The organism is Roseovarius salinarum (assembly GCF_002834145.1).
Classification (GTDB): domain Bacteria; phylum Pseudomonadota; class Alphaproteobacteria; order Rhodobacterales; family Rhodobacteraceae; genus Roseovarius; species Roseovarius salinarum.
This window is the reverse complement of the sequence record NZ_PHNT01000021.1, coordinates 1-24,639: the sequence shown is the minus strand read 5'-3', so window position 1 is coordinate 24,639 and position 24,639 is coordinate 1. Positions and strand designations below refer to the sequence as shown.

Here is a 24,639-nt window from a genome sequence, read left to right as displayed (position 1 = left end):
AAGGCAGCTGGACCGGGGGCCGGCACCCCGACTGACGGTTCATCGCCTGCGCGAACGGGCCGGAGCCTGTTCTTGCGGGTTGCCGTCTCCATCAGGATTGCGGTTGTCCCTGCCGGTCCTCATTCATCCTGCCACTGGGGCGCGCGCTTCTCGATGAATGCGCCGATGCCTTCCTCGGCGTCGTGGGCGAGCATGTTTTCGACCATCACCTCGGAGGCGTATTCATAGGCATCGGCGAGCGGCATCTCGCGTTGCGCATAGAACGCGCGCTTGCCGGTGGCGAGCGTCATGCTGGATTTCGAGGCGATCTTGCGCGCCATGTCCATGGTGGCGGCCTGCAGTTCATCCGGGGGCACGGCGCGGTTGACCAGCCCGATATGCGCAGCGCGATCGGCCGATGTCATGTCGCCCGTCAGCAGCATTTCCATGGCATGCTTGTTGGCGGCATTGCGTGACAGCGCCACCATCGGCGTGGAGCAGAACAGGCCGATGTGCACCCCGGGCGTGCTGAACTGCGCGGTTTCGGACGCGATCGCCAGATCGCAGGTTGCCACCAGCTGGCAGCCGGCCGCGGTGGCGATGCCCGCGACCTCGGCCATGACCGGCTTGGGGCAATTCACGATGGCCTGCATCACACCCGAACACTGGCCCATCACCCTGGTGAAATAGGCTCGGCCACGATCGGGGGCGGCCCGGCCGGCCGTCATTTCCTTGAGGTCGTGACCCGCGCAGAAGGCCGGCCCGTTCGCGGCGAGAACGATCACGCGCACCGCGGGATCCGCCCCTGCCTCGGCAAATGCCGTGCCGAGTTCCGACAGCATCGCCTCTGACAGGGCGTTCCGCCGCGCGGTGTCGTTCAGGGTCAGACGCAGGATACCGTCCTTGTCGAGATCACGCAGCAGGATGTCACGCTCTTGCACGGGTCAGTTCCTTTCCGGGTGCTACAGGATGTTGATTTCCACGCCGTCGGCGAGGGTGTTGGCGATGAAGCAATAGCGATGCGCGCGGTGCTGCATCCTTTCCAGTTCGGCATTGTCGATCTCGAACCCGGTGTCGAAGCGCACCACCGGGTGCAGGTCGATGCGTGTAACGGCCATGCGCCCGCCTTCGGTCTTGCCCAGATGCGCGACAGCGCGATCGTGATAGCTTGCCACCGGCCAGCCGGCCTTGGCCGAGAGCGCGAGGAAGGTCATCATGTGACAGCTCGAAAGAGCCGAGGCGAGCGCCTGTTCGGGGTTCGTGTTGCCTGGGTCGCCACCCCAGTCCGGGGCTGCGTCCGCCATGACCTCATGGCCGGCGTTGTAATGCACCGTGTGTGCATTGGAATACTGCCCTGCCTCCAGGGCCGGTTCGGTGCGCTGCCAATGCAGCTCGATGGAAAGGTCGGACATCTGCAGGCCTGCCCTCTGTGGTGTGGAATTCCCGGGTTCGTTTCAGGCGGCGGCGAGTTTCTTCTTGGGGTCGAAGAACGGGGTTGGCACCACGGTTGCCCGGGCCGGCCCGGACGGCAGCGCAACCTCGAGCTCCGTGCCCGGTTCGGCGAAAGCGACCTGCACCATCGCCAGCGCGATGTTGCGCTCCAGGCGCGGGGAATACACGGCCGAGGAGACCTTGCCGACGCGCTCGCCCCGCGCGGAGACGGGCCAGAAGGTGGTGTTCGGCCCGGTAAAACGATCGGCATCGATCTCCAGCCCGACCTGTTTGCGGCTCACGCCGGTCGCGCGAATGCGACGCAGGGCAGACTTGCCGATGAACTCCGCGTCCATCTCGGTGTTCACCAGCCGGTCGAGGCCCAGTTCGAACGGGTTGGTGTCGATGTCCGCGTCGGCATGATACGACAGCATGGCGCCTTCGATCCGGCGGATCGTCGAGGTGTGGCCGGGCTGAAGCCCGAAGGGCGCGCCGGCGGCCATGATCCGTTCCCAGAGCTCGTCACCGCGGCTGCCGTCGCGCAGGTAAAGTTCGTAGCCCAGTTCGCTCGACCAGCCCGTGCGCGACACGATGAGCGGGATGCCGTCCAGCTCGACCTCGCGCAGCCAGTAGTACCGCAGGTCCATGATCGCGTCGCCAAAGAGCGCGCGCATGATTTCGCCCGACTTCGGGCCCTGCAGCTGCAGGGGCGAGACATCGGGTTCACGGATCGTGACATCCATGCCCGAATGCACCGCCACGCCCTGCGCCCAAAGCAGGATGTCGCTGTCGGCCAGCGACAGCCAGAAATGGGTCTCGCCCAGCCGCAGCAGGACGGGATCGTTCAGGATACCGCCGTCGGCGTTGGTGATCAGGACGTATTTGCACTGCCCCACCGCCATGTTCGACAGGTCGCGCGGCGTCAGAAGCTGCGTGAAGCGCGCGGCATCGGGGCCGGTGATCTCGACCTGGCGTTCGACCGCGACGTCGCACAGGATCGCGTCGTTGACGAGGTTCCAGAAATTCTGCTCCGGATCGCCGAAATCACGGGGTATGTACATGTGGTTGTAGACCGAAAAGCCCTGCGCGCCCCACCGCACCGTGGCATCGAAATAAGGGGATTTGCGGATCTGCGTGCCGAAACCGAAATCATGCTGTTGCGCCATGTCGTTCACCCTGGTTTGACCACCGGTCGCAAATGCCCGGGGCCGTTCTGATCACCGGCGGAAAATAACGCGTCACTTGGTCGCGCGTGTGCCAAATTCCCCGCCCGAAACAGACCTTTCAGGCCGATTTCGCCCCCCGCGGCAGACCGATCGGTCCCGTGCGCCGGGCAACCGGAAACCGGCGCGCCTTCGGTTTCGCCGCGCGCCAGTCGAATGCGCCGGCGCACCGAACGCCGGGGGCCCTGAGCGTGTCAGGCCCCCTGTCCACCGTGGGCCGACCCCGGGCCAACCTCATGTTTTCAAAAGGCTTTTGCGCCTTCGATGCTGTGGCGGCTGATCTGCGCAGCTTTGGCGTATTCCGGAATTTCGTTGATTCCCGAGGAATTCTTATCACAATATGAGAACCCGTCTCTTATTGTGAAACGATTCGGTCAACATGCATCTCGACCGCCTCATCACCGTCATGGAAATCGTCGCGGTTGCGGGACGCCCCGTTTCGACCGCGGAAATCCAGAAGGCCACGGGATTCCCCAAGCCGACCTGCTACAGGTTGATCCAGACGCTTCTGGACCAGGGTCTGCTCGCGGCACCGTCGGGCGACGGGCGTGTCGTGATCGGTGACCGGCTGATCCGGATCGCCCTTCTCGGCAAATCCGACGTGGACGTGCGCAAGGCGGCCGCGCCGCTGCTCAAGGCCGCGGCGGTCCAGTTCAACGAAACAGTTTTCCTTGCCCGGTTTCGAAACGAACAGGTCGAGATCATCCACGTCGAAACGCCCGATGATCCCGGGCGCGCCTTCGTTCACCCCGGACTTGGCGTGCGGCCGATGCATGCGTGTTCGTGCTCGAAGGCGATCGCGGCCTTCGCCGAACCCGAGTTCCAGGACTCGATCATCAGCGGCAGCCTCAGGGCCTACACCGAGCACACCAAGACAACCGATGCGGAATTGCGCACGGAATTCGCGCGCATCGCCGAGCGCGGCTTCGCCGACTGCAACCAGGAGATCGACATCGGCATCGCGAGCGTGGCGGCACCGGTCTCCATCGGCAACATCGGCGCAACCTTCAGCGTCGGCGCCGTGGGGCCGATCCGCCGCCTCGGCGAAGCGCACCGTTCGGAAATCGGGCAGCAGCTTGTAGACTTGGCCGACCGCATCGGCGGGGCCATTCAACTTTGCAACGTGGCCGAGGTTTGAGGAGGCCGAGACCACGCCGCCAAGAAGAAGGAAAAGGAAGATCCGCCGGCCCGTGACGGGCCACACCATTCCAGGGAGGAGAAAAAATGACCCTAAGACCGGACCCGACATTCCACGCCACCGCGCAGCTTGCCATGCAGGCGCCGGTGGAAAACTATGGCTTCACCGTGATGCTGAGCCCCGATGGCGCGCAGCCCGACGGGATCGCCGTGGTCGACCTCGATCCGGAATCCGCGGATTACGGCAGGATCGTCCACACACTCCTGATGCCCTACAAGGGCGACGAGTTCCATCACTTCGGCTGGAATGCATGTTCGGCATCGCTGTCGCCGCTGTCGGGCCACGCCTTCCTTGAACGGCGCTACCTGATCGTGCCGGGCATCCGGTCCTCGCGGATCTATGTCATCGACGTGAAGGAGCCGCTCGAGGCCAAGATCCACAAGATCATCGAACCCGAAGAGGTCTTTGCCAAGACCGGCTATTCCCGCCCCCATACGATCCACTGCGGCCCCGAGGGCATCTATGTCTCGACGCTGGGCGGCGGCGGCGCCGACGGCACCGACGGCCCGCCGGGCATCTTCATCATGGATTGCGAAACCTTCGAGATCATCGGCCAGTACGAGATGGACCGGGGCCCGCAGGACAAGCACTACGATTTCTGGTGGAACCTGCCGCAGGACTACATGGTCAGCTCCGAATGGGGCCTGCCGCCGCAGTTCGAGAACGGGATCGTGCCCGAGGACCTGCTGTCCAACAAGTACGGGCATTCGATCCATTTCTGGGATCTGCGCAAGCGCAAGAACATCCAGACGATCGACCTCGGGGAAAACCACCAGATGGCGCTGGAGATCCGGCCCGCCCACGACCCGAAGAAATCCTACGGCTTCTGCGGCGTCGTGGTGGACACCACCAACCTGCAGGGCGCCATCTTCACGTGGTGGCGGGACGCGGACGGCACCTGGCAGGCCGAAAAGACCATCACCATCGACCCGCGCCCCGAACAGCCCGAGAACCTGCCGCCGCTCCTGCAGGGGTTCGAGGCGGTGCCGCCGCTTGTGACCGACATCGACCTCAGCCTGGATGACAAGTACCTCTACGTCGCCTGCTGGGGCATGGGCGAGATGCACCAGTACGACGTCAGCGACCCGATGAACCCCGAACTGACCGGCAAGGTCGAACTGGGCGGCATCGCACGGGGCGCCAAGCACCCCGGAGGTGGCGATTTCGCCTTCGGCCCGCAGATGGTCGAGATCAGCCGCGACGGCAAGCGGGTCTACTGGACCAACTCGCTCTATTCCAGCTGGGACGAGCAGTTCTATCCGGGGCAGGACGGCGGCCAGATGGTCATGGCCCGTGTCGGCGAGAACGGCGGGCTGGAGCTCGACCCGGATTTCTACGTCGATTTCCCGAAGGGCTACCGTGCCCACCAGATCCGGCTGGAAGGCGGGGACTGCTCGACCGACAGCTTCTGCTACCCGAACGTCTGAATGGAACTGGATACAAGCACGATGACGGCCCTTTGGGGGGCCGTCGTCCTTTCCGGTGTCTACCACGGGGCCAATCCGGGCATGGGCTGGCCGCTGGCTGTCTCCGCCGGCCTGATGGAGGGCCGGAACAGGGCGATGCTCAACGCCATCGGGGCGCTGGCGGTGGGGCACCTTCTGGCCATGCTGGCAATCCTGCTGCCATTCTCGGTGATGTCCGCCATGGCCAGGTGGCAGACCGAGATCCGCATCGGTGCCGGTGCGCTGGTGATCGCCGTGGGGATCTACCTGCTGCTCAACCGCCGCCATCCCAGGTTCCTGTCGCGCATCCATCCCACGAAACTGGCGCTCTGGTCGTTCCTTGCCGCGATGGCGCATGGGGCCGGGCTGATGCTCGTGCCGATCTACCTTGGCATTTGCGGGCTCGACGTGGCCGATACCGGGCACGACGCCGCGCGCGCGCTGATGGGGCAGAACATCGCCTCGGCGTTCCTCGTTGCGCTGGCGCACACGCTCGCCATGACCGTCGCCGGCGGCGTGATCGCCGTGGCGATATACGCCTACTTCGGCCTGAAGTTCCTTTCACACACGTGGTTCAACCTCGACGTGGTCTGGGCCCTGAGCCTGGTGCTCGTGGGCGCGCTCGGCGTGTATTTCGCGCTTCGCGGCCACTGACCCGGGCGCAGGTTGGCAGGCCGCGGCGGGCGGCAGAACCTTCGTTCGCCGCGCATGGCGCAGGCCAAGACCCGTCTTGGAGCCCGCTTGCGCGCGGCGCCTCGGCGCGCCCCTCGATGGCCGGGTCGGCTCAAAGCGGCCTTTGCAGCAGGGAAATCAGCGCACCCGTCAGCAACAGCGCCGCCGCGGCGACAAGACTGACGCCGATGTTGCCGAAAATGTCCCCGACCAGCCCGGCGCCATAAGGCCCGATCGTCTGCGCGATGGCGAAGATCACCGTGAAGAGGCTGATCGCCCGCCCCCAGGCTTCAGGCGGCAGGTTCTGGCGCGTGAAATTGGTGACAGCCCCCGGCGCCATGAAAACCGACAGGCCGAACACCACCGCCGAGACCAGCAGCGCGGCGTTGTTGGGCAGCACAACCGGCAGAGCCGATCCGATGGCGATGCTGATCAGGATCAGCGCCAGCGGCACGCCGGACGCGTGGCGCGCGAACACCGGCCGCCAGACAAGCGGGGAAAAACAGATGCAAAGCCCAAGGATGACCCAGATCAGGGCGATGAATCCGGCGCCGGCGGCCTGCTCCGTCATCCATGCCGACAGGAAGGTGAGATAGACGATATAGCCCATCCCGAACCCGGCGTAGCCGGCCAGCTCCGGCAGCATGCGACCCAGCGGCAACGGGCTGGACGAGGCCGAGGATTGCACCGGCGCGCGCATTTGGAAGGCCGACCAAAGCCCCAGCGGCAGGACGGCCATGCTGACCATGCCGATCGCGATCCAGCCGGCAGGCCACGCGCCCGGGCCATGGACGTCAAGCATCAGGGGTAGCGCCGCGCCCGACAGCACGATACCCAGGCCCCCGCCGGATCCGAAGAGGATGGCGATCGCCAGCGCGTTCCGCCGTGGATTGTCGCGATACAGGCCGGCGGTCAGCGCGCCCGCGGTGGAAAAGGACATCGCCCCGAAGACGCCCGCCAGAATGCGCCACAGCGTCTGCCACCACAGCGTTGCATCGAGCCCGGTGGCCAGAAGCGCCAGCGTGGTGGTGATCAACCCGAAGGCAAACAGGCGCGAGGGCGAGATGTGCCGGATCAACAGCATGGTCAGGACCGCCCCCGCGATATACCCAAGCGCGTTGGCCGTGTTCAGCCATCCGGCCTGCGCGTAGGTCCATCCCATCTCGGATTTCATCGCCGGCAGCATCAGGCCATAGGCAAACCGCGCAAACCCGTTCGTCACGGTCAGGCCAAGTGCCAGCCCAGCCAGCACCAGCCCCGGGCGGGCGGGGGCGGCGGTCATCCGCCGATGTCCGGAAATGCGGGCAACAATGACATTGGGCTCCTCGCGAGGTCCGGCATTCCGCGAGCGGACTGCCAGCCCGTGCAACGTGCCAATGGCCAGCCCGGCATTCAAGCCGGTTCGCCGCGAAAGCGGGACAACCCGCCACGACGGGCCGTGCACCCGGGCAACGCGAAGGCGTGCCCGTCACGCTGCGGGTCACCGCTCGGGTCCTGTCCCGGGGCGATAGGCCATCATCGGCGGGCGAACCGCGGTGGCCTGCCGCCGCCCTCGGTGTTCACCCGGTCGGGTGATCGCATCGGCGCGCCGCCATGGCCCGCCCCGAGAAGGCAACCCGCTTGGGCCTGTGCGGAACATCCGCCGCATGTCCGGCGGTGCCCCGGGCGAGGCCGGAGCCGAAAAGGTCACGCAAGGGCCGGCGCGCGCTGCCCCCCTGTCAGCGGCACGTCTCGAACGAGGCCGCAATCGACCGCAGGAACCGGGGGTAGAAGTCCGCGCCGGTGGCGATCTCGGTGCCCATCGGGTCGATCACCGCGGTTCGTGTCCCGGTGCCCGAGAAGACGGCATCGAGGATGCCCGGGTCGAACTGCGGTTCCGCGAAGGCACAGGCGATGTCGCGCGCGGCGACCATGTCGCGGATCGCCTCCACCCGCGCGGGGCTGGGATCGCTGGCGTCGCTGAGCGCGATCGCGCCGGCGGCGGGGATGTCGAAGCGGATCTCGAAGTACTGGTAGGCATCGTGGAAAACGATGAATTCCACCTCCCGCAGCGGCGCGAGGGCGGTCGCGATCTCGGCGGTCACCGCCTCGATCTCCTGCTTGCCGGCGGCGGCGTTGGCGCGATAGGTTTCCGCGTTCTCCGGGTCAAGCTGCGCCAGTTCCTCCGCGATCACCTCCAGCCAGGCCTTGCCGTTGGCCGGGTCCATCCAGGCGTGCGGATCGACACCTTCGTGGTCATGGGCACCGCCGTGGTCGTGCTCTGCCTCATGCTCATGGGCGTGGTCGTGATCGTCGTGCGCGTGGTCGTGGCCGTCGTGCGCATGGTCGTGGTCGTCGTGCGCGTCCGCCTCGGGGGCATGGTGATCATGTGCCGCGAAGGTGGCGCCGGTGCGGATCTCCAGCGTGCGCGTCTCGGGCTGATCCAGCAGGCCGACGTGCCGCGCGTCCCCCGCCAGCGTCTCGATCGTGCGCGCCAGCCACGGGGTCAGCGGCGCCCCCACCCAGAACACGACGTCGGCCGCCTCCAGCGCCGCGGCCTCGGAAGGGCGCAGGCTGTAGCCGTGCGGCGAGGCACCGGGCCGGACGATCAGGTCGGGCGTCCCGACGCCCTGCATCACCCGCGCCGCCAGCGAATGCACCGGCGCGATATCGGTGGCCACCTTCGGCGGCTCCGCGGCGACGGGTGCCGCGAGAAGGCCGGCGGCGACGGCGATGGAAGCGAAGTTCATGGACCGCATGGACATGTCCTTTTTCCGTGATTACATAACAGCTCCGAGAGGGGTATATGATACAGTATATCATTGCAAGGCTAACCGGAGGCCCACGGGAACGATGACGATCACGGCATTCCAAACCCACGATCACGGCCAGTGCATTTCCGATGCGCTCGCCAGCGCCGATCGGTTCTGCGCGGACCGGAACCTGCAGATGACCCCGGCGCGCCGCCGCGTGCTTGAGATCCTGCTGGAGGCGCACCGCGCGATGGGCGCCTACGACATCCTCGACAGGTTACGCGACGAGGGCCTCGGATCGCAGCCGCCGGTGGCCTACCGGGCGCTGGATTTCCTGACGACGCACGGCTTCGTCCACCGGATCGAAGGGCTGAACGCCTTCATCGCCTGCACCCACCTGGACCACCGCCATGCGCCCGCCTTCCTGATCTGCCGGGCCTGCGACCGCGTCGTCGAGGCCGAGGTCGACCCGGCCGGGGGCGAGTTGGGGCGTGCCGCCGCTGACGCCGGGTTTGCCATCGAGCGCACCGTGCGCGAGGCCATCGGCCTGTGCCCCGCCTGCGCATCGGCACCGACGGCATGACCGCCCCGCTGGTGGAAACGACCGGGCTGGGTGTGAGCTACGGCGACGTGACGGTGCTGGAGAACGTCGATTTCTCGATCGCGCCGGGCGAGATCGTCACGGTCGTCGGGCCGAACGGGTCGGGCAAGTCCACGCTCCTGCGCGCGATCCTGGGCGGGGTGACCGCGGCGAAGGGGCGGGTGCGCCACGCGCCGGGGCTGCAGATCGGCTACGTCCCGCAGAAGCTGGTGCTCGACCACACGCTGCCGCTGACGGTGGCGCGTTTCCTGTCGCTGCCCCGCCGGGTGACACACGCCGAGGCGCGCGACGCGCTGCAGCGCGCGGGCGTGTCCGGGCTGGAGGGCCGGCAGATGGCCGCGCTTTCAGGCGGCCAGTTCCAGCGCGTTCTGCTGGCGCGCGCCTTGCTCAGCCGTCCCGACCTGCTGATCCTCGACGAGGCCACCGCCGGTCTGGACCAGCCGGGCGCCGCCGCCTTCTACCGCCGCATCGAGGAGGTTCGTGAAGAAACCGGCTGCGCCGTGCTGATGGTCAGCCACGACCTGCACGTGGTGATGAGCGCCTCGGACCGGGTGATCTGCCTCAACGGCCACGTCTGCTGCGAGGGCACGCCGCAAGTGGTGGCCGCAGCACCGGATTACCGCGCGCTGTTCGGCGAGGGCACGCGCGGGGCGCTGGCGCTCTACCAGCACCACCATGACCACAGCCACGAACACCTTGAAGGGGCCGAGTGATGTTCGACGACTTCATGACGCGTGCCACGCTGGGCGGCATGGGCACCGCGTTGGCCGCCGCGCCGCTGGGCTGTTTCGTTGTCTGGCGGCGCATGGCCTATTTCGGCGATGCCACCGCGCACGCCGCGATCCTCGGGGTTGCGCTGTCGCTGGCGGTCGAGCTGCCGATCTTCGCCGGGGCTATGGTGATCGCGCTGGTCATGGCAGCGGCGGTCACCCTGCTTTCGGGCCGCGGCTATGCGATGGACACGCTGCTGGGCGTCATGGCGCATTCCGCGCTTGCCTTCGGGCTGGTGGCGGTGTCCTTCCTGTCGGGAATCCAGCTGGACCTGATGGCCTATCTCTTCGGCGACATCCTGGCCGTCTCGCGCGGCGACCTGGCGGTGATCTGGGGCGGCGCGGCGCTGGTCGTGGCGCTGGTGGCCTGGCGCTGGTCGGCGCTGCTGACGGCCACGCTGAACCCCGACCTGGCGCGCGCCGCCGGGATCGACCCGAGGCGCGAGGCGATGGTGCTGACGCTTGCTTTGGCGGTGGTGGTCGCCGTGGCGATCAAGGTCGTGGGCGTGCTGCTGATCACGGCCATGCTGATCATCCCCGCGGCCACCGCACGCCCCTTCGCCCGCACGCCCGAGGCGATGGCGCTGGTCGCCGCCGGGATCGCCGTGGCCGGCGCCTGGACGGGTCTGCAGGCCTCTTACCACCTCGACACCCCCACCGGCCCCACCATCGTTTGCGTCATCGCGATACTTTTCGCCGCCTCGACGCTGCTTACCCGGCTCCGCGGGGTCAACTGACAGCGGCACCGGGACGGTCGCGCCCGATGATGGGGCAGCGCCGGCATTCCTCGGTGACCTGGACGCGGCTTTCGTCGTCATGCCCCGCTTTTCCCAGGGCGCCGAGCGTGACGTGCCCTGCCCCGGCGCGCGACGCCCTGCGGCATCGCGGTCGAGCACGAGGGCGTCCGGCCCGGCCGCGATGTCCGACAGGGAACGGTCCGTGTCGCGGGCCGGCTCGCTCCGGCGCGGCTTGCGGCCACCATCGAAGCAAAGGCGGCCACCGCCTGCGAGGGCAAGGGCCGGCCGGGCGTGATCTTGCACCCCCGCGCCCGCGCCGCAAGACCGGGGCACGCCGGTGATGACGGAATGCAGGGTCACCCACGGGCCGCCCTGCACCTGCAGGAACAGGATATTGCCGTGCCGCCGGACATCCGCGAACCTCCGCCCGCTCCGCGCGCTGTGCAGGTCGCGGGCGCTGGACCCAATGGCATCGCGGGCCGACGCAACCCAACAGCCGCGATCCGGCGGCCAACGCCGTTTGCCGCAACGCAGCGGCGGCATGCCGCCACCTACGGCAACCCGGGCATCGCGCCATGCGCCGTTGGCCGCCCGCGCAGCCGCGCGGGCCTCAGGTTCCGTCCGCCACGACGACGGTGACGTCGAAACGGCGCCGTGGCTCGGGTGCATCGCGCCATTGCCGGGCATAGGCCAGGCCGAGGCCGGTCCGTCCCGCGCCCACGGCGGTGAAGGTGAAGGTCGTGTGCCCCCCGCACCCCAGCTTGCCGTCGCAGTCGGGGTCCTGCCGGTAGCTGCGGTCGTCCAGCCGAAGAACCTCCGGGTTGATCCTCGTGACCGCCCAGGAATGCCCCGTGCTCGGGCTGGCCGGCAGCCGCAGGCGGAGCGTGTCGCCCGCCGCCACCCGCACCGTGCGGCCGTCGTCGGCCTCGGTCAGCGTTCTTTCCTCCGCCCCTTCGCCGTCGGGTGCGGCCGCCGTCACGGTCAGGGCGGAATCGTCGACGTAGAGCCCGCCCGGCGCGCGCAGGCGCAGGGCCACCGCCCGTGGCAGGTCCCCCTGCCAGCGGATCGTGATCCGGTCGCCGCTGGTGACGGGCGCGGCGAAGCTGCGCAGCGTCCGCCAGCCGCGCGCCCGGTCGAGCACCGCGCACCCCGGCCCCCGTCGCAGCGTCCGCCGCGCGCCGCGGCTGAGCTGGCTGGCCGGCAGCGCCTCCAGTCGGAAGCCGTCACGCATCGCGTCAAGTTCCGAGGGGCCACCTGTGACCCGCGCCTCGACCCGCGCGGCGGTGAGCGGGACGTCGAACCGCGTGAGCAGGTTGTAGCTGTGCGACGGGTGCCATCCCCAGCACTTGTCGCTGGGCGGGGCGGTGACCGCGCCGGTCATCCGGCCGTGCAGGCAGGCGTGCTGCTTGCAGGAAAACGCCACCGCGCCCCTCGGCCGTTCCCCGTCCGCATCGTCCTTCGATAGCAGCCTGATGTCGAGGAATTGCCCGCAGTCGTGGATATCCACCTCGACGGTGGCCCCGCCCTGGACCAGGGCCTGCGCGACCTCGGCGCTGATCCCGCCGGTCACGCCGCCGGCCTCGTACATGCGTTCAATGCGCTCGCGGGACGCTGCCGTGTCGAAATACCTGTCGCCCTCGTCGCGCGGATCGCGCAGGCCGAATCGGTGATAGTTCGCGCGGTCCTGACGAAGCACCTGCCAGGGCTCTTTCAGCCGCGCACCCTCGCTGTTGTAAAGGTCCTGCCGGCCGATGCGGGCGACGTAGGACTCGGTCACCGGCCCCGGGGGCACGCAGCCGTCACGCGGTGGTCCCGCGCCATCGGTCCGGTTCGCGGCCGCGGCCTCGGGCGCCACGGCGTAACGCCGGATCACGGTGATCCGGCTTTCGGGCCGGTCGGGCTGCCACGGCGTCATGCGCGCGGCGGCCGGGCCGGCGCCCAGTTCGGTCCTGCGCGGGGTGGCCGATGTCGCGCGCCGTTGCGCATCCGTTCCCACAAGATGGAAGGGCGAGCCCCCGGGGACCGGTCCGATGCTGCCGTCAGCATCGAGCCGCGCCAGCCAGCCCGAAGCCACCTGCGGCGCCGCACCCTCGGTTGCGACGCCAGGGGCACTCAGCCCCGCCGCCAGATAGCCGCCCGGCACGGCCGATAGGTCGCTTGGCCCGTCGGTACCGGGACGGGCACGGCCAAGCCGGGTCTGCCGGCCGATCATGCCGTCGCGGTCGAGTTGCAGGAACCACGTATCCCAGTCCCACTTCGCATCCGGGCGTGGCGGCTGCGGCGACATGAACGACGAGGTCTGCGCCGCCACGAGGATCCCGTCCTCGCGCACCGCAAGCGACGGTGCGGTGTCCAGCCGCTCGCCCCCGTAGGCGTTCTGCCAACGGACATCACCGCGCGGCCCGAGCCGCATCACCCAGACATCACCGCGCGCGCCGCCGCCCTGTCCGAAGGACCGCGTGGATCCCGCGACCACGTAGCCGCCATCGTCAACGGGTGCGATACGCCAACCCGCGTCGACCCCGTGTGCCGCCGGCCCCGCCGGCCCGCCATAGGATTTCTGCCACAGGATGCGCCCGGCATTGTCGAGCCGCACCAGCCAGAGCGCGCCACCGGTGGCGAAGGCCCCGCGTCCCGAGGTGAGGCCGGCGGCGATGAAGCCACCCGCCGGAACCCGGCGGATCGTCATGCCCGCGTCGATCTGGTCACCGCCGATACGGCGCTGCCACAGAAGGTCGCCCGCGGCGTCGAGGCGAACGAGCCACATGTCCATGTCGGGCACGTCCCCGGGGCGGGCGTCGGTCGCGCGGGCATGTGTCTCGCCCACGGCGATCACACCGCCATCGCGCGTCCGCGCAATCGACGACAGGCGATAGTGCCGCCCCGCGCGCGTGCCGTCGGGGCGGGTGTCGTCGAAACGCCGGCCCCAGGTGACCTCGCCCGTTGCGTCCAGCTTGACGATCCAGGACCCGCTTACCGCGTCGGGGGCCACGACGGACGGGCCGCCGCCCGCGCCGGCGGCGGGCGTGAAGAAATCGCCGACAAGGATCTGTCCGCCGTCGGGCGTGGCGCGCGCCTCGCGCAGGGCACCGGGATCCTGCGCGTGATAGGCGTGCTGCGTCTGCACGCCGCCCCGCTTGTCGAGCGTCCAGCGCACGAACGCGAGATCGGCGCGCGGCGTCGGGTCCGACGCCGGCCCATCGGCCCCGCCTTCGACGCTGCCGAACGCCACCGCGCCACCCTCGGGCCGCGGCAGAACCTGCGCGACGGCGACCGTTTGCGCGCGCTCCACCGCGCTTTCGTAAAGCGCGAGCCAGCCGGCGTGCGCCGGGCGGGCCTGTGCGCCGATGACGGCGCTCGCCGCCAAAAGGATCAGCGTGATCTTGAAAAGGCTCGCTTGTCTCATGTCGCTCCTCTGCCTGGCGGCGGTGCGCCGCCCCCCGGCCGCACCATGCGAACGTGCACCGGCGGTCGCATTGATCGTGATTAAGAGGGGCGTGTGGCGCCGGGTGCACGACCCCGCCATCGTGACCGGCGGACCGGGCCGTGTTACGCGTGCGGTCGGCGGCCATGCGCGCCGCGACACGGACGGGACACGACCGGATGGACATCACCTTTCACGGCGCCGCGGGCGAAGTCACCGGCTCGTGCCACCTCGTGCAGGCGGGCGGGCGGCGCGTGCTGCTCGATTGCGGGATGGTGCAGGGCGGCGATGACAGCGATGCGCGCAACCGCGCGGCCTTCCCCTTCGACCCGGCCGAGGTCGACGCGGTCGTTCTCAGCCACGCCCATATCGACCACTCGGGCCGATTGCCGCTGCTGGTCAAGCGCGGGTTCAAGGGGCCGGTCTACACCCATGCCGCGACGCGCGACCTGTGCAAGATCATGCTGCGCGACAGCGCCGCGATACAGCAGCAGGATGCCGAACGCGAGACCCGCCATCGCAAGCGCGCGGGGCAGGCCCCGGTTGCGCCGCTCTACACCGAGGCCGACGCCGAGCGTGTGCTCGGCCGGGTCCGGACGCTGTGCTACGGCGAGGTCACGGAGGTCGCGCCGGGTCTGACGGTGCGGCTGTCGGACGCCGGGCACATCCTCGGCTCTGCGATCGTGGAGCTCTGGGGGGACGGGGCCGACGGGCGGCGCAAGCTCGTGTTCAGCGGCGACCTGGGCCACCGCGGCAACCCCGTCCTGCCCGATCCGGCGCGCGTCGCGGAGGCCGACCTCGTGGTGATGGAGAGCACCTACGGTGATCGCAACCACCGTCCGTGGCACGAGACATGGGACGAGATCGGCGACATCTTCGCGGCGGCGAAACACGAGAAGGGCAACATCCTCATCCCCGCCTTCGCGGTGGGCCGCAGCCAGGGGCTGATCTCGGCCTTCCAGCGCGAGTTCGCGACCTGGGGCCTGGGCGACTGGCGGATCTTCCTCGACAGCCCGATGGCGATCCGGGCGACGCAGGTCTACAAGGGCCACCTGAACCTGGTTGACGAAAGCGTGCGCACCCCCGCGCACGGCGACGGGCCCTACGCCCTACCCAACCTCGAGTTCACCGAATCGCCCGAGCTGTCCAGGACGCTGAACGCCATCCACGCCGGCGCGGTCATCATCGCGGGCAGCGGCATGTGCACCGGCGGGCGCATACTGCATCACCTCAAGCACAACCTGTGGCGCCCGGAGGCGCACGTGATGATCGTGGGCTTCCAGCCCGCCGGCGTTCCGGGCCGGCGGCTGGTGGACGGGACGGAGCACATGGACATCTGGGGCGACCGGATCCCGGTGCGCGCGCGGATCCACACCGTCGGCGGGCTATCGGCCCATGCAGACCAGGACGGGCTGGCGCGCTGGTACGGCGGATTCGCCGGCACCCCGCCCGTCGCGCTCCTGCACGGCGAGGAAACGGCGCGCGCGGCGCTGGCCCGGCGGCTGCAGGCCGATCACGGGGTCGCGCCCGTGCAGCCCACCCCCGGCACCCGCATCACGCTTTAGACCCCGGACGCGGTGCGACGAAGGCCGCGCCGGTGATGCCGGTGATCCGGACGAGGTGATCCCGGTTGCAAGCCGCACGGACGCGGGTTTATCGCGGCGGGCCTTGGCGCAGGGCCATGCATGCAAGATGACGCGGCAAAGACCCGCCGCCCTTGAATTCGCCCCTTTGATCGCTGTCAATGTGGCCATGGCCCGGCCTCCATATGGTAGGGTCAGTGCGCCGGCGCCGCGCGGCCCGTGCAGGCGGCGGCCCAGAGAGGGGAGCGGTTCGTGCCCGACAACCAGACCGTCGGCCATATCATCGCGCTGGAAGGCGGCATCGCCAGCATCCGCTTCGCGGACCGCGTGCCGCCCATCGGACGCCGCCTGGCCACCCTGTCGGAGCCGGAAATGACGATCGAGGTCGCCGGCCTGCCCGGCCCGGACACCGCGCGCGGGCTTGTTCTCGACCCGCGGCCGGGCTTGTGCATCGGCATGGGCGTGCGCGACACCGGCGGCCCGCTGACGGTCCCGGTGGGCGAGTCGCTGCTGGGGCGGATGCTCAACGTCTTCGGCGAGGCGATCGACGGCAGGCCGGCGCCCGAGGGGGCGGCGCGCCGTTCGATCCACGGCGCGCCCGTGCCCCTGTCACGGCGGCGCGTGGACGCCGGGATCTTCGAGACCGGCATCAAGGCCATCGACCTGCTGTGCCCGCTGGAGCGCGGCGGCAAGGCGGGGCTGTTCGGTGGCGCGGGCGTGGGCAAGACCGTTCTCATCACCGAGATGATCCACAACATGGTGGCCGAGTACGAGGGCGTGAGCCTGTTCTGCGGCATCGGCGAACGCTGCCGCGAGGCCGAGGAGCTGTACCGGGAGATGGACGCGGCGGGCGTGCTGGAGCGCACGGTGATGGTGTTCGGGCAGATGAACGAAAGCCCCGGCGTGCGCTTCCGCGTGGGTCACGCGGCGATGACGATGGCCGAGTACTTCCGCGACGACCGCCGCCGCGACGTGCTGCTGATGATCGACAACATCTTCCGCTTCGTGCAGGCGGGATCGGAGGTGTCGGGCCTGCTGGGCCGCATCCCCAGCCGGGTCGGCTACCAGCCGACGCTGGGCACGGAACTGGCCGGGCTGGAGGAACGGATCTGTTCCACCGACAGCGGCAGCATGACGTCTATCCAGGCGGTCTATGTTCCCGCCGACGATTTCACCGACCCGGCGGCGACGCACACGTTCTCGCACCTGTCGGCCTCGATCGTGCTGTCGCGCAAGAAGGCCTCCGAAGGGCTTTACCCGGCCATCGACCCGCTGAAATCGGTCTCCAAGATGCTCACGCCCGGCACGGTGAGCGCGCGCCACTACCGGGTCGCGCGGCAGGTGCGCAACACCTTGGCCGAGTACGAGGACCTCAAGGACATCATCGCGATGCTGGGGCTGGAGGAACTCACCGAGACCGACCGAGCCACCGTCCGCCGCGCCCGCCAGCTGGAGCGGTTCCTGACTCAGCCGTTCTTCTCGACCGAGGCGATGACCGGGCAGGCCGGCCGGCTCGTGTCGCTGGACGACACGCTGGCCTCATGCGAGGCGATCCTTCGGGACGAATTCGAGGACATGGACGAGGGGAAATTCTACATGATCGGCACGGCCGGTGACCTGCCGCGCGCGGGGGCGCAGACCGATGCGGCTTGAGCTGGTCACCCCGCGCGAGATCCGCGTCGACCGGCCCGTCACACGTATCGTGGCCGAGGGGACGGAAGGCACGTTCTGCCTTCTGCCGCGGCACGTCGATTACGTGGCCCGGCTGGTGCCGGGCATCGTGGTCTACGATTGCGCGGACGGCCCCACCCTTTACGCCGGCACGACCTCGGGCACGCTGGTCAAGCAGGGCGACGAGGTGCTCGTCTCGACCCGGCACGCGGTGCTGGGCGACGATCTGGAGCATGTGCAGCGGCGCGTGGCCGAAACCTTCCACGCGCTCGAGGAAAGCGAGCGCGCCGAGCGCGCGACGCTGGCGCGGCTGGAAGCCGAGTTCATCCGCCGGCTGCAGGGGCTGGACGAGGCGACGCCATGACCGACGCGCCCGACGACACGCCCGACCGCGACGCCGACCGGATCGCCCGGCGGGCCGAACGAATGCGCGAGTCACGAAAACGGCACGACCGCAGCCCGCTTTACGGCATCGGCATGTTCGGGCTCGTCGGCTGGGCGGTGGCGGTGCCCACCCTTCTGGGCGTCGCGCTGGGGCTGTGGATCGACGCGCGCGTCGACAGCGACATGTCGTGGACGCTGGCGCTCTTGCTGGCGGGCGTGGCGCTGGGGTGTCTCAACGCGTGGTACTGGGTGCAACGGGAGGGCCGCGATGACTGATGCCATGCCCTGCCGCGGGCGCGCACCATGACGGTGCCCTGGGTCATGCTGGCGCTGGCGTTCGCCGCCGGGCTGGCCGTGGGTGCGGCCTATCTCGGCGTGCTCTGGTTGTCCGTGCGGCACCTGTCCGGGGGCGGCACACGCGCTTTCGTGGCCGGCGCGTTGGCGCGCGCGGCGCTGGTGGTGGGGGCCGTGGCGGTGGCGCTGGCCGCCGGGGCGGGGCCGCTTCCGCTTCTGGCCGGGCTCGCCGGTTTCGCGGTGGCCCGCACCGTTGCCACGCGCGCCGTGCGCAACGCGACGCAGGAGGAGTGAGCGATGGAGATCAGCCCCGACACATGGATCATCGCGGAATGGCGGGGCCTGCGCCTGAATGCCACGATCGTCTTCACCTGGGTGGTGATGGCGGTGCTGGTCCTTGGATCATGGGCGATCACGGCAAGGCTGTCGGGCGGCGAGACGGTGTCGCGCTGGCAGGTGATGCTCGAGGTCGTCGTCGGCACCATCCGCGACCAGATCGCCGAGATCGGCACGCGCGGCCCGGACCGGTACCTGCCCTTCATCGGCACGCTGTTCCTGTTCATCGCCGCGGCCAACATCCTTGCCGTCGTGCCCGGCTACCAGCCGCCGACGGGGTCGTTGTCGACCACGGCGGCGCTGGCGATCTGCGTGCTGATCGCGGTGCCGCTGTTCACGATCGCGCAGCGCGGCCTGACGGGCTATCTGCGCGGGTTCCTGCGGCCCTCGCCCCTGATGCTGCCCTTCAACATCATCGCCGAGCTGTCCCGCACCCTCGCGCTGGCCGTGCGGCTTTACGGCAACGTCATGAGCGGGACGGTCATCGTGGGGATCCTGATCAGCGTCGCCCCCTTCTTCTTCCCGGTGCTCATGCAGCTGCTGGGGCTGCTGACCGGGGTGATCCAGGCCTATATCTTCGCGGTTCTGGCCATGGTCTACATCGCCTCGGCCTCGCGCGCCGGGCGCCCCCGCGGCGATGACACCACCGACGACACGGACCGGACAACAGAAACGGGAGAGTGACCACCATGGACCCATCCACCTGGATCGCGATCGCCTCGATCGCCACCGCCGGGCTGACCATCGCCATCGGCTCCATCGGCCCCGCCCTGGGCGAAGGCCGCGCCGCGGCGCAGGCGCTGGCCGCGCTGGCCCAGCAGCCCGACGCGGCACCGACCATCACGCGCACGCTGTTCGTGAGCCTGGCGATGATCGAATCCACGGCGATCTACTGCTTCGTGGTGGCGATGATCCTGATCTTCGCCAACCCCTTCACCGAGGCTGCGGCGCAGGCCGCGGGGGGCTGAGACCGTGCAGCTCGACTGGCTCACCGTCGCGGCGCAGATCGTCAATTTCCTCGTCCTGATCTGGCTGTTGCAGCGCTTCCTCTACACGCCGATCACGCGGGCGATGGCGCAGCGCGAATCCCGGATCGAGTCGCGCATGGCCGAGGCGCGCGAGGCCCGCGAGGAAGCACGGCAAAAGGCCGAGGCGCTCGACGAAGAGCGCGCCGAGCTCGAGGCCGACCGGGACGCGCAGATGCGCAAGGCCCGCGAAGAGGCCGAAGAGCTCCGACAACGCCTCGAGGCCGAGGCCCGCGAAGAGGTGGAGAAGGAACGCGCGGCCTGGCAGGAAAAACTGGAGGTCGAGCGCGCCGAGGCGCTGCAGGACATCCGTACCCGCATGTCGCGGCAGGTCCTCAAGGTCACGCGACAGGTCCTGGGCGAACTCGCCGACGCCGACCTGGCCGATCGGCTGGCCAGGGTTTTCGTCGAAAGGCTTTCGGCGCTCGACGATGAGGCGCGAACGCGCCTGCAGCAGGCCGCCGCCGACATGTCCGCCCCGGCCACCGTCGAGAGCGCGGTGGAGTTGCCCGCCCCCGTCCGGGCCCGGATCACCCGCGCGATCCACGAGACCGTGGCCGAGGACATCGAGGTCAGCTACCGCGAGAACGCCGATCTCGTCCTGGGGCTGCGCCTGGGCCTCGGCGACCAGACGGTCGAATGGTCCGCCGCGCGGCACCTCGACCGCGTCGAAAGCGCCATGGCCGAGGCGCTGGAGGCCGCCCGCGCCGAGGCGGGCACACCATGAAGACCCTTGACGATACCACCGGTGCCGGGGCCTTCGACCCGCTCGACCGGGCGCTCGAGCGGACCCCTGCGGAGCTGGAGATCGAGGACCTGGCCCGCGTGGTCAGCGTCGGCAACGGCGTGGCCCACACGGCCGGGTTCCGCGACCTTCAGGCCGATGAACTGGTGCTGTTCGCCGGCGGGGTCGCCGGCATCGCCGCCAACCTGCGCGAGACGCGCACCGGCGTGATCGTCCTGGGGCCGGCCGAAGGTGTCCGCCCCGGCGACCGGGTCCGGCGGACACGGCGCGTCGCCGATTTTCCGGTAGGCCCGGAGCTTCTGGGCCGCGTCACCGACCCGCTGGGCCAACCACTGGACGGCGCCGGCCCGTTGCGCACGGCGGAACGACAGCCCATCGAACGCCCCGCCCCACCGATCATGCAGCGCGCGCCCGTCGACACGCCGCTTCAGACCGGCATAAAGGCGATCGACGCCGCCGTGCCCGTGGGGCGCGGCCAGCGCGAGCTGATCCTCGGCGACCGGCAAACCGGCAAGACGGCCGTGGCCGTTGACACCATCCTGAACCAGCGCGACAGCGGGGTGGTCTCGATCTATTGCGCGGTGGGCCAGCGCGCCGCGGCGGTGGCGCGCGTCATCAAGGCATTGCGCGAGGGCGGCGCGCTGGACCGCACGCTCGTCGTCGTCGCCGGCGGCGAGGCGCCGCCGGGGCTTCAGTTCATCGCGCCCTATGCCGCCACCACCGCCGCCGAAGCCTTCATGGAGCAAGGGCGCGACGTGCTGATCGTCTATGACGACCTGACGCGGCATGCCCGCGCCTACCGCGAGCTGTCCTTGCTGTTGCGCCGTCCGCCGGGGCGCGAGGCCTACCCGGGCGACATCTTCTACATCCATTCGCGGCTCTTGGAGCGCGCGACGCATCTGCGCGCCGAACATGGCGGCGGATCCTTGACCGCCCTGCCCGTGATCGAGACGCAGGCGCAGGACATCTCGGCCTACGTGCCCACGAACCTGATCTCGATCACCGACGGGCAGGTCTACCTTTCACCGGGGCTTTTCGAGAAGGGGCAGTTGCCGGCGATCGACATCGGGGCCTCGGTCAGCCGGGTCGGCGGCAAGGCCCAGCTGCCGGCCTACCGTGCCGTCGCGGGCGACCTGCGGTTGCTGTACGCCCAGTACCAGGAGCTGGAAACCTTCGCGCGCTTCGGCACCCAGGTCGACGCCGAGGCACGCCGGCGCCTGACGCGGGGCCGCCGGGTGCAGGAAGTGCTGCGCCAGGACCAGGGCCGGCACCTGGACGTGCCCGATCAGATCGCTTCGCTCCTGGCGGCGACCGAGGGGCTCCTGGACGCCATCGCGCCCGACCGGGTGGCCGAGGCCGAGACCGCCTGCCACCGTGCCGTCCGCCGCGATTGCGCCGCGCTGCGCGACCGGATCGCGCGCGGCGAGCCGCTGGAAGACGACGACCGGGCCGCGCTGCTGGACGCCATGCGCGCGGCCCTGGCACCGCTTCGCGAGGAGGACGGCGATGGAGACGCTTGAAACCATCGCCGCGCGCATCGAGACGACCGAGGAAATCCACGGCATCGTGCGCACGATGAAATCGCTCTCGGCGGCAAGCATCCGCAGCTACGAGCGCGCGGTCGAAGCGATCGGGGAATACGAGCGCACGGTCACGCTGGGCATGCAGGCGGTGCTGCGCACGCAGGGGGCGGGCCGCCTCCGGGCGCGCCCGGCCAAGGGACGGCGGTTGGTGATCGTGCTGGGCTCCGACCGCGGCCTTTGCGGGCGGTTCAACGACCGCGTGGCCGGTGCCGCGCGGCCCGTGCTGGGCGGTGGCGACACGTTTCTCGCGGTCGCCGGCCTGCGCGCGGCCGCGCGGCTCGAGGCGCAGGGCCACGCCGCCGATATCCGCTTCGCCCTGCCCGGCTCCGTCGCCGGCCTGACCGAGACGGTTCGGGTGATGGCCGCGCGGATCGACCGGGAAACCCGGCACGGCCGTGCCGGCGCCGTCACGCTGGTGTTCAACCGCCGGCAGGCACAGGCGCTGGCCGAACCGGTGCAGCGCCAGCTTCTTCCGGTGTCCGACCGGTATCTCGATGCGCTGGCCACGCGGCCGTGGCCCTCGCGCAGCTTGCCCGCGCATCGCGCCGACGGCGACCGGCTGTTTTCCTGGCTGTTGCACCAGCACCTGTTCGTCATGGTCTACCGCGCGCTGGCCGAGTCGCTGGCCAGCGAACACGCCGCGCGGCTGGCGGCCATGCAGGGGGCGGAGCGCAACATCGAGGAGCGGCACGCCGACCTGCGCGCCGATTACCGCCACAAGCGGCAGGAAAGCGTGACGCGCGAGCTGCTGGACCTCGTCTCGGGGTTCGAGTCCGCTCGGGGCGATGACGCGAGTGCATGACCGTCCCTTCACCGGACATGCACGATCCGCCGAGCCACCACCGGGGACCGGACCGGTGCCATGATCGAACTGGACCTGTCGCGGAATTTCGCGCCGCAGCGGTGCAGGCAGGACAGTTCCCCGCGGCCAGGTTTGCGATGCCCGCGCGTGTGTAAGCCCGCTTCCGATCGGGACGCCACGGCGGGCAATACAACATCGGGGGTGTCATTCACGCGCGCGAGGATGTCTCGGCTCCCGTGCCGACTGTGTCGGCGCACGGCCGTCCAATTGTCGTTGGCGCTTATCATGATCGCCCCGGCCAGCCAGGGCCTATACTCATTGACGGTCAAAGCCGGAAGATGACAGTGGCGGCGAGTGCGATACCTGACAGGAAGACCTTCGGGCAGCGCTCGTAGCGGGTTGCGACGCGGCGCCAGTCCTTCAGGCGGCCGATCAGGCGTCATTCGTCATTGTCCTCGGACCAATGGCGCACCAATGGCTCATCCCCCTTTTTGACCCGCAGGCTGGTCGCCGTGCGATGTGCCTTCAGGTAGGTCGCGTCGATCATCACGGTCTTCTCCTCAGACTCCTCGGCCGCCAGTCCCGCCAGGATCCGGGCGAACACGCCCTTCTCGCTCCAGCGCTTCCAGCGGTTGTAGAGACTCTTGTGCGGAGTGTACTCCCTGGGCGCGTGACACCAGCGCAAGCCGTTGCGATTGATGAAGATCATGCCCGACAGCACGCGCCGATCGTCGACGCGAGGCTTGCCGTGGGAGTTGGGGAAGAAGGGCTCAATGCGCGCAATCTGCGCATCCGTCAGCCAAAACAGATTGCTCATGTCACCGCTCGCTTTTCGAGCACTGGATCATGAGCTTACCGTTCAATCAATGGATCCTGAGCCTGGCCTGCGAAGCGCAGGCCACGAAAATATGCGCTGGGCCGGCACCATGACGTCACGGGTGAAAATTTGCTTGATCAAATCGCCAGATCGGGTTGACCGTTCCATCTGGAAGTAGCCAAGTTTAACCAGATCGGCACACAGCCCTTTTCCGCAATGGACCGGATGTCCAAACACGATTAGCAATCTCCCGTGACACCACCCGGCGCCTTCGACTTGCTCTTTGCGGCGCAGCTGGACCCGGCAGCGCTGATTGACCCCGAACGCGATCGCTTCGTGAAGGCGAACGCGTCGGCGGAGGCACTTCTGGGTTATGATCGGTCGGAGCTGGCAGCCATGAGCCCAGCGGACATCCACCCCCACGAACTCGCGCGGCTGAACGCCTTCATGTCCAATATCAGGCGCGCGGGCAGCTGGACCGCCGACGACCTGTCCTGCCGCACCCGGACAGGTGACACGGTGCCGGCGCTGATCCGGGCACAGGTGATCGAGATCGACGGCCGGGAACTTGTTCTTGTGCTGATCCGCGACCGCCGCGAACACCGGTTGGCCGAACTCGGCGCCGCAGTGCGCCAGCTTACGCACGACCTCAAGAACACGCTGTCGTCCGCGCAACTGATGTGCGACCGGCTCGCCACAGATGACGACCGTCGCGTGCGACTTAGCGCCGAAAGCATCACACGCGCGCTTGAACGAGCCGTCGCGCTTTGCCGCGACGCCGCCGGCGCCGGCCGTGCCCGCACGCCAGCCCCCGAGCGGGAACGCTTCCTTCTGGCCGACGTGATGGAGGAGCTGGAGGCCACCGCGGTGGGCGCGACGTCCCTGCCCCGGCGGCTGACCGACGACAGCGCCGGGCCAGTCCACCTCGACGTGGATTTCGACCAGACCTACCGCATCCTTCTCAACCTCGTGCACAACGCCTTCGCCGCAGGGGCGGGCCACGTGGCGGTCACCGGGCAGTCGGACGCGCGGGGCGCAACGCTGGAAGTGGCCGACGACGGCCCCGGTCTTCCGGAAGAGGGGCTGTGTCCCAACGCTTGGTGTAAGAGGCCGCGCGCGGCGCCCCCGGCGTAGCGCGGCGCGCGGCCGGTGGTGACGCTGGCGGCCACCGTCGATCTTCGGCAAAG

Annotated in this window: 23 protein-coding genes and 1 pseudogene; 17 read left to right on the top strand and 7 right to left on the bottom strand. The window is 69.3% G+C overall.

Annotated elements, in window-relative coordinates; genetic code table 11:
• Positions 1-119: 119 nt before the first annotated feature.
• The 3 genes from CEF10_RS15160 to CEF10_RS15150 are packed head-to-tail and all read right to left on the bottom strand — an operon-like array spanning position 120 to position 2,576.
• Complete coding sequence (locus CEF10_RS15160; protein ID WP_101069023.1) at positions 120-920, bottom strand: enoyl-CoA hydratase; 801 nt, start codon at positions 918-920, stop codon at positions 120-122.
• A 21-nt stretch (positions 921-941) separates the two neighbouring features.
• Complete coding sequence (locus tag CEF10_RS15155; protein WP_101069022.1) at positions 942-1,391, bottom strand: OsmC family protein; 450 nt, start codon at positions 1,389-1,391, stop codon at positions 942-944.
• Between the two features lie 42 nt (positions 1,392-1,433).
• Positions 1,434-2,576, bottom strand: a complete 1,143-nt coding sequence (locus tag CEF10_RS15150) for a glycine cleavage T C-terminal barrel domain-containing protein (RefSeq protein WP_101069021.1) — start codon at positions 2,574-2,576, stop codon at positions 1,434-1,436.
• A gap of 436 nt (positions 2,577-3,012) precedes the next feature.
• Here CEF10_RS15150 and CEF10_RS15145 point away from each other — a divergent pair, with 436 nt between their 5' ends.
• The 3 genes from CEF10_RS15145 (at position 3,013) to CEF10_RS15135 (ending at position 5,930) form a co-directional block, all read left to right on the top strand.
• Positions 3,013-3,771: an IclR family transcriptional regulator gene (locus CEF10_RS15145; protein WP_101069020.1), complete on the top strand. Its 759-nt coding sequence runs from the start codon at positions 3,013-3,015 to the stop codon at positions 3,769-3,771.
• 86 nt (positions 3,772-3,857) lie between these two features.
• Positions 3,858-5,258: a selenium-binding protein SBP56-related protein gene (locus tag CEF10_RS15140; protein ID WP_101069019.1), complete on the top strand. Its 1,401-nt coding sequence runs from the start codon at positions 3,858-3,860 to the stop codon at positions 5,256-5,258.
• Entirely contained in the window at positions 5,259-5,930 is a 672-nt protein-coding gene (locus CEF10_RS15135; RefSeq protein WP_101069018.1) for a hypothetical protein, read from the top strand.
• Positions 5,931-6,060: 130 nt separating this feature from the next.
• Here the strand turns inward: CEF10_RS15135 and CEF10_RS15130 are convergent, their stop codons facing one another.
• On the bottom strand, positions 6,061-7,230 hold the full coding sequence (locus CEF10_RS15130) for a YbfB/YjiJ family MFS transporter (RefSeq protein ID WP_101069017.1): 1,170 nt from the start codon (positions 7,228-7,230) through the stop codon (positions 6,061-6,063).
• Positions 7,231-7,666: 436 nt separating this feature from the next.
• The gene (locus CEF10_RS15125) at positions 7,667-8,677 is read right to left on the bottom strand and encodes a zinc ABC transporter substrate-binding protein (RefSeq protein WP_232796532.1); all 1,011 of its coding nucleotides are present in this window, start codon (positions 8,675-8,677) and stop codon (positions 7,667-7,669) included.
• A 103-nt stretch (positions 8,678-8,780) separates the two neighbouring features.
• On the opposite strand from CEF10_RS15125, the gene CEF10_RS15120 reads away from it, so the two are divergent.
• The 3 genes from CEF10_RS15120 to CEF10_RS15110 are packed head-to-tail and all read left to right on the top strand — an operon-like array spanning position 8,781 to position 10,788.
• Entirely contained in the window at positions 8,781-9,263 is a 483-nt protein-coding gene (locus CEF10_RS15120) for a transcriptional repressor (protein ID WP_101069015.1), read from the top strand.
• Positions 9,260-9,994, top strand: a complete 735-nt coding sequence (locus CEF10_RS15115) for a metal ABC transporter ATP-binding protein (RefSeq protein WP_101069037.1) — start codon at positions 9,260-9,262, stop codon at positions 9,992-9,994. The genes CEF10_RS15120 and CEF10_RS15115 overlap by 4 nt, the downstream gene beginning before the upstream one ends.
• Positions 9,994-10,788: a metal ABC transporter permease gene (locus CEF10_RS15110; protein WP_101069014.1), complete on the top strand. Its 795-nt coding sequence runs from the start codon at positions 9,994-9,996 to the stop codon at positions 10,786-10,788. Before CEF10_RS15115 ends, CEF10_RS15110 begins: the two co-directional genes overlap by 1 nt.
• 610 nt (positions 10,789-11,398) lie before the next feature.
• Here the strand turns inward: CEF10_RS15110 and CEF10_RS15105 are convergent.
• A complete protein-coding gene (locus CEF10_RS15105; RefSeq protein WP_101069013.1) occupies positions 11,399-14,194 on the bottom strand; it encodes a protease inhibitor I42 family protein in 2,796 nt (931 codons plus the stop codon).
• A 197-nt stretch (positions 14,195-14,391) separates the two neighbouring features.
• Between CEF10_RS15105 and CEF10_RS15100 the strand changes: the two genes are divergently transcribed.
• The 10 genes from CEF10_RS15100 to CEF10_RS15055 all read left to right on the top strand — a co-directional run bounded on the left by CEF10_RS15100 (position 14,392) and on the right by CEF10_RS15055 (position 22,635).
• Complete coding sequence (locus CEF10_RS15100; RefSeq protein WP_101069012.1) at positions 14,392-15,777, top strand: MBL fold metallo-hydrolase; 1,386 nt, start codon at positions 14,392-14,394, stop codon at positions 15,775-15,777.
• A 270-nt stretch (positions 15,778-16,047) separates the two neighbouring features.
• Positions 16,048-17,448 (top strand): F0F1 ATP synthase subunit beta, encoded by a 1,401-nt coding sequence (gene atpD / locus CEF10_RS15095; protein ID WP_101069011.1) that lies wholly within the window; start codon positions 16,048-16,050, stop codon positions 17,446-17,448.
• A complete protein-coding gene (locus tag CEF10_RS15090; protein WP_157933045.1) occupies positions 17,438-17,830 on the top strand; it encodes a F0F1 ATP synthase subunit epsilon in 393 nt (130 codons plus the stop codon). The genes atpD and CEF10_RS15090 overlap by 11 nt, the downstream gene beginning before the upstream one ends.
• Entirely contained in the window at positions 17,827-18,126 is a 300-nt protein-coding gene (locus CEF10_RS15085) for an AtpZ/AtpI family protein (protein ID WP_101069009.1), read from the top strand. The genes CEF10_RS15090 and CEF10_RS15085 overlap by 4 nt, the downstream gene beginning before the upstream one ends.
• 27 nt (positions 18,127-18,153) lie before the next feature.
• Positions 18,154-18,438: an N-ATPase subunit AtpR gene (locus CEF10_RS15080; protein WP_101069008.1), complete on the top strand. Its 285-nt coding sequence runs from the start codon at positions 18,154-18,156 to the stop codon at positions 18,436-18,438.
• Positions 18,439-18,441: 3 nt separating this feature from the next.
• Positions 18,442-19,164, top strand: a complete 723-nt coding sequence (locus tag CEF10_RS15075; RefSeq protein ID WP_101069007.1) for a F0F1 ATP synthase subunit A — start codon at positions 18,442-18,444, stop codon at positions 19,162-19,164.
• A gap of 5 nt (positions 19,165-19,169) precedes the next feature.
• Complete coding sequence (locus tag CEF10_RS15070; RefSeq protein ID WP_101069006.1) at positions 19,170-19,448, top strand: F0F1 ATP synthase subunit C; 279 nt, start codon at positions 19,170-19,172, stop codon at positions 19,446-19,448.
• Positions 19,449-19,452: 4 nt separating this feature from the next.
• On the top strand, positions 19,453-20,232 hold the full coding sequence (locus tag CEF10_RS15065; RefSeq protein WP_101069005.1) for a F0F1 ATP synthase subunit delta: 780 nt from the start codon (positions 19,453-19,455) through the stop codon (positions 20,230-20,232).
• Positions 20,229-21,770, top strand: a complete 1,542-nt coding sequence (locus tag CEF10_RS15060; protein WP_101069004.1) for a F0F1 ATP synthase subunit alpha — start codon at positions 20,229-20,231, stop codon at positions 21,768-21,770. Before CEF10_RS15065 ends, CEF10_RS15060 begins: the two co-directional genes overlap by 4 nt.
• Complete coding sequence (locus tag CEF10_RS15055) at positions 21,757-22,635, top strand: F0F1 ATP synthase subunit gamma (protein ID WP_101069003.1); 879 nt, start codon at positions 21,757-21,759, stop codon at positions 22,633-22,635. Before CEF10_RS15060 ends, CEF10_RS15055 begins: the two co-directional genes overlap by 14 nt.
• A 325-nt stretch (positions 22,636-22,960) precedes the next feature.
• Here the strand turns inward: CEF10_RS15055 and CEF10_RS15050 are convergent.
• A pseudogene (locus CEF10_RS15050) lies at positions 22,961-23,452 on the bottom strand (transposase).
• Positions 23,453-23,704: 252 nt separating this feature from the next.
• Between CEF10_RS15050 and CEF10_RS15045 the strand changes: the two are divergent.
• Positions 23,705-24,586: a PAS domain-containing protein gene (locus CEF10_RS15045; RefSeq protein WP_101069002.1), complete on the top strand. Its 882-nt coding sequence runs from the start codon at positions 23,705-23,707 to the stop codon at positions 24,584-24,586.
• Positions 24,587-24,639 lie beyond the last annotated feature (53 nt).

Coding starts and splice junctions, on each gene's coding strand:
- CEF10_RS15055 (WP_101069003.1), top strand. CDS start 21,757: ATGGAGACGCTTGAAACCATCGCCGCGCGCATCGAGACGACCGAGGAA.
- CEF10_RS15155 (WP_101069022.1), bottom strand. CDS start 1,391: ATGTCCGACCTTTCCATCGAGCTGCATTGGCAGCGCACCGAACCGGCC.
- CEF10_RS15135 (WP_101069018.1), top strand. CDS start 5,259: ATGGAACTGGATACAAGCACGATGACGGCCCTTTGGGGGGCCGTCGTC.
- CEF10_RS15060 (WP_101069004.1), top strand. CDS start 20,229: ATGAAGACCCTTGACGATACCACCGGTGCCGGGGCCTTCGACCCGCTC.
- CEF10_RS15150 (WP_101069021.1), bottom strand. CDS start 2,576: ATGGCGCAACAGCATGATTTCGGTTTCGGCACGCAGATCCGCAAATCC.
- CEF10_RS15145 (WP_101069020.1), top strand. CDS start 3,013: ATGCATCTCGACCGCCTCATCACCGTCATGGAAATCGTCGCGGTTGCG.
- CEF10_RS15110 (WP_101069014.1), top strand. CDS start 9,994: ATGTTCGACGACTTCATGACGCGTGCCACGCTGGGCGGCATGGGCACC.
- CEF10_RS15090 (WP_157933045.1), top strand. CDS start 17,438: ATGCGGCTTGAGCTGGTCACCCCGCGCGAGATCCGCGTCGACCGGCCC.
- CEF10_RS15100 (WP_101069012.1), top strand. CDS start 14,392: ATGGACATCACCTTTCACGGCGCCGCGGGCGAAGTCACCGGCTCGTGC.
- CEF10_RS15125 (WP_232796532.1), bottom strand. CDS start 8,677: ATGAACTTCGCTTCCATCGCCGTCGCCGCCGGCCTTCTCGCGGCACCC.
- CEF10_RS15130 (WP_101069017.1), bottom strand. CDS start 7,230: ATGACCGCCGCCCCCGCCCGCCCGGGGCTGGTGCTGGCTGGGCTGGCA.
- CEF10_RS15070 (WP_101069006.1), top strand. CDS start 19,170: ATGGACCCATCCACCTGGATCGCGATCGCCTCGATCGCCACCGCCGGG.
- CEF10_RS15120 (WP_101069015.1), top strand. CDS start 8,781: ATGACGATCACGGCATTCCAAACCCACGATCACGGCCAGTGCATTTCC.
- CEF10_RS15085 (WP_101069009.1), top strand. CDS start 17,827: ATGACCGACGCGCCCGACGACACGCCCGACCGCGACGCCGACCGGATC.
- CEF10_RS15140 (WP_101069019.1), top strand. CDS start 3,858: ATGACCCTAAGACCGGACCCGACATTCCACGCCACCGCGCAGCTTGCC.
- CEF10_RS15105 (WP_101069013.1), bottom strand. CDS start 14,194: ATGAGACAAGCGAGCCTTTTCAAGATCACGCTGATCCTTTTGGCGGCG.
- CEF10_RS15075 (WP_101069007.1), top strand. CDS start 18,442: ATGGAGATCAGCCCCGACACATGGATCATCGCGGAATGGCGGGGCCTG.
- CEF10_RS15080 (WP_101069008.1), top strand. CDS start 18,154: ATGACGGTGCCCTGGGTCATGCTGGCGCTGGCGTTCGCCGCCGGGCTG.
- CEF10_RS15115 (WP_101069037.1), top strand. CDS start 9,260: ATGACCGCCCCGCTGGTGGAAACGACCGGGCTGGGTGTGAGCTACGGC.